Consider the following 252-nt stretch of genomic DNA (forward strand, 5'->3'; position numbering starts at 1 on the left):
AACCTGCGATATGCCCCAGGCCTCGGCGATGTCCGCACGGAGCATCCCGGCGACATCGGTGCCCTCGACCAGGCGCGGCATCTGCGCTTGCGTCAGCCCGCAGGCCGCCAGCAGCGTATCACTCCACCGCCGCCCGGCGACGTCAAGCCACAAGGTGCCGGCGGAATCCGACATGTCGGACGCCTTCTCGCCGGTCATGCGCAGCCGGACATAATCCTTTGGCAACAAGACGGTGGCGACCTGTGCAAAAAC

1 protein-coding gene is annotated in these 252 nt (G+C 66.3%); it reads right to left on the reverse strand.

Features of this window, described 5'->3' with window-relative positions:
- Positions 1-252: FGGY family carbohydrate kinase (locus C1X29_RS30150; RefSeq protein WP_256584431.1), on the reverse strand; the 252-nt coding region annotated here is incomplete at both ends.

This window comes from Pseudomonas sp. GW456-12-10-14-LB2 (assembly GCF_002884345.1).
GTDB lineage: Bacteria > Pseudomonadota > Gammaproteobacteria > Pseudomonadales > Pseudomonadaceae > Aquipseudomonas > Aquipseudomonas paraglycinae.